Genomic DNA, 3,152 nt, shown 5'->3' with positions numbered 1-3,152 from the left:
CCCCATGGCCCCACCACACGTTGGTGCCGGCCATGATGACCGGCCGCCGGGCGTCGGCCAGCAGGCTTGCGGCCCGGTCGAGCGCATCGCCGTCGGGCATCGGAGCGGCCGGCAGTTCGGTCAGCGCGCCCGGTCGGTCGTCGCAAGTGGATTCGGAGAACACCAAGTCCATCGGGAAGTCGACGAACGCCACCCCCGACGGTGCCGAAACGGTGGCCCGCAGCGCCTCGTCGAGGAGGTCGCTCATGCCGTCGGCCGATTCAGCGGTGGCCGCGAAGCGCGCCAGCGGCGCCACGAACGGGACATGGTCGATTTCCTGCAGCGAGCCCATGCCCCACCGCTGCGCCGGTGCGCGACCGCCGAGCACCAGCAGCGGCGACTGATTCTGCTGAGCAGCCGCCATCGTGCTCATCCCGTTGGTGACGCCCGGGCCGGCCGTCAGCGCAGCAACCCCGGGCAGGCGGGTCACTTTGGACCAGCCCTCCGCGGCGAAGGCGGCGGTCTGCTCGTGCCGGGTGTCGATGAGCCGGATGCCCTCGCTGCGGCAGCCGTCGTAGATGGAGAACAAGTGCCCACCGGACAGGGTGAAGACGGTGTCGATGCCACTGGCCTTCAGTCGCCGGGCGATCAGCCGTCCCGCATGCATGGTCTGGCTGGGGGCGGCGTCGACGCTCATGCCGGGAGCCTAACCGCATTCGTCAGGTACTTTCGCCGACAGGATTGTTTGAGGCGCCGTCCCGGCTGCCCCGGCCGCAAGGAGACGTCGCGTGGGCGAGAAAGACCAGAAATTCAATTTCTCCATTCAGTGGAGCAACGAGCTGCTGCACTCGTTGGGCTGGATCGCGCGAGCGTGGCTGATCGGCGCCGTATGTGTCGTCGTCGTGCTGGTGCTGCTCCGGTTTTTCACGCAGTGGGGCCGTCAGTACTGGCGGATCACCCGCGGCTTCTTCACCGGGCCGGACGCAGTCGCGATCTGGCTGAGGCTGGGCGTGCTGCTGGTCATGGTTATGACGGCGGTGCGTTTGCTCGTGCTACTCAGTTACCAAAGCAAGGACATGTACAACGCCCTGCAGACCGCGTTCTTCGGCAGGGGCGCCCACGACGAGGCGGTCAGGCAATCAGGTATCCACGGGTTCTGGATCTCGCTGGGCATCTTTTGCGTCCTGGCGGCGATCTTCATCGGCCGCATCATGCTCGACATCTACCTGACGCAGCGATTCATCATCGCGTGGCGGGTCTGGCTCACCGACCACCTCACCACTGATTGGCTGGACGGACACGCCTACTACCGCAGCCGGTTCATCGACAACACCATCGACAACCCGGACCAGCGGATCCAGCAAGACATCGACATCTTCACCACCGGTGCCGGCGGAACGACCAACGTGCCGTCCAACGGGTCCACCGACACTTTGCTGTTGGGGGCGGTCCAGTCAGTGGCCTCGGTGATCTCATTCGCGGCGATTCTCTGGAATTTGTCCGGGGAGTTAATCGTGCTGGGCGTCCATTTCCCGCGCGCGATGTTTTGGACTGTCTTCGTCTACGTGCTGTTGGCGACGGCCATCACGGCCTGGATCGGCCATCCTTTGATCCGGTTGAGCTTCGCCAACGAGATGCTCAACGCGGCCTTCCGCTATGCGCTGGTCCGGCTGCGCGACACCGCTGAGGCGGTCGGCTTCTACCGCGGTGAACAGGCGGAGCGAACTCAGCTGATGGAGCGTTTCACGCCGATCATCGACAACTATCGTCGCTACGTCAGCCGCACCATCGGATTCCTCGGATGGAACTTCTCGGTCAGCCAGACGATCGTCCCGTTGCCGTGGATTCTGCAGGCGCCGCGGCTGTTCGCCGGCAAAATCGGTCTGGGCGATGTGACTCAGACCGCCAGCGCGTTCGGCAACATCGAAGAATCGCTGTCATTCTTCCGCAACCAGTACAACAACTTCGCCGGATTTCGGGCGGCGATCATCCGATTGCACGGCTTGGTCGACGCCAACGAGCGGGGTCGCGAATTGCCCACGCTCGCTGTGCAAGCCAGCGCCGACGGCGCGGTCGAGCTGGACGCCGTCGAGGTGCGCACGCCTGCGGGCGTGCAGTTGATCGACGCGCTGGACGTGCACCTGGATCGCGGGGATTCGCTGGCCATCATCGGTCCCTCCGGCAGCGGCAAGACCACACTGCTGCGTAGCCTCGCACAGTTATGGCCCTACGCGTCGGGCGCGCTGAGCCGGCCCGACGGTGACAACCAGACGATGTTCTTGTCGCAGGTGCCCTATGTCCCGCTCGGGGACCTGCGAACCGTGGTGTCTTACCCCAACCATCCCGGAAACATTCCTGACGAAGAGCTGCGGCAGACGCTGACCAGGGTGGCGCTGGCTCCGCTCGCGAATCGTCTTGACGAGGAACAGGATTGGGCCAAGGTCCTCTCCCCCGGTGAGCAGCAGCGCATCGCCTTCGCCCGGGTGCTGCTGACCAAGCCACAGGCTATCTTCCTCGACGAGGCCACCTCCGCATTGGACGAAGGGCTCGAGTTCGCGCTGTATCAGTTGCTGCGCAACGAGTTACCGGATTGCGTGGTGGTCAGCGTCAGCCACCGGCCGACCGTCGAGCAGCATCACCATCGGCTGCTGGAACTGCTCGGCGAAGGTGAGTGGCGGATTCGCCGGGTCGAGCAGGAGCCGGCCAAGGTGTAGCGCTGCCTCCCCTCTGGGGGTCGGCTTAGCAACGGAACGAATCTGGTTGTTTTGTGATTTCCCAACGGTTATGCGGGGATGCGTAGCGGGCGGTGGCCGTCGCGGCGGAGCTCGGCATCGATGTCGAAGGAGTAGGTGCCGTAGAAGTTGATGTGATCATGCTGGGCCGGCGTCAGGTGCGCCGCAGTCTCGTCGCCGACCTCGATGCCATCTGCCCGCAGGGCGTCGATCGTGTCGCCGAGATAGGTGGTGGTCCACAGCACGCAGGCGTTGGTGACCAAGGTGAGGCACAGTGCCTGATCGATTTGGTCATCGAGATGACGTCGTCGGACGTGGCCTTGATGCGCGAAGAACAAGTCACGCCGCAGCGCATGCAGACTTTCGCCCTTGTTGAGCTGACGCCGTACCCGGCGTCGTAGTTCTTCGTCTGCGACGTAACGGCATACGTACAGGGTGCGG

At 64.6% G+C, this 3,152-nt stretch carries 3 protein-coding genes; 1 reads left to right on the top strand and 2 read right to left on the bottom strand.

The window, feature by feature from the left end:
• Window positions 1–676: thiamine pyrophosphate-binding protein (locus WA317_RS07940; RefSeq protein WP_425172514.1), on the bottom strand; the 676-nt coding region annotated here is incomplete at its 3' end.
• A gap of 91 nt (window positions 677–767) precedes the next feature.
• On the opposite strand from WA317_RS07940, the gene WA317_RS07935 reads away from it, so the two are divergent.
• Entirely contained in the window at window positions 768–2,693 is a 1,926-nt protein-coding gene (locus WA317_RS07935) for an ABC transporter ATP-binding protein/permease (protein WP_425172513.1), read from the top strand.
• A gap of 68 nt (window positions 2,694–2,761) precedes the next feature.
• Here WA317_RS07935 and WA317_RS07930 read toward each other — a convergent pair.
• Window positions 2,762–3,152: Tn3 family transposase (locus WA317_RS07930; protein WP_425172512.1), on the bottom strand; the 391-nt coding region annotated here is incomplete at its 5' end.

The organism is Mycobacterium sp., from assembly GCF_049802695.1.
Lineage (GTDB): Bacteria > Actinomycetota > Actinomycetes > Mycobacteriales > Mycobacteriaceae > Mycobacterium.
Note: the sequence above shows the minus strand (reverse complement) of the source record. Positions and strands in the feature narration are given on the sequence as shown.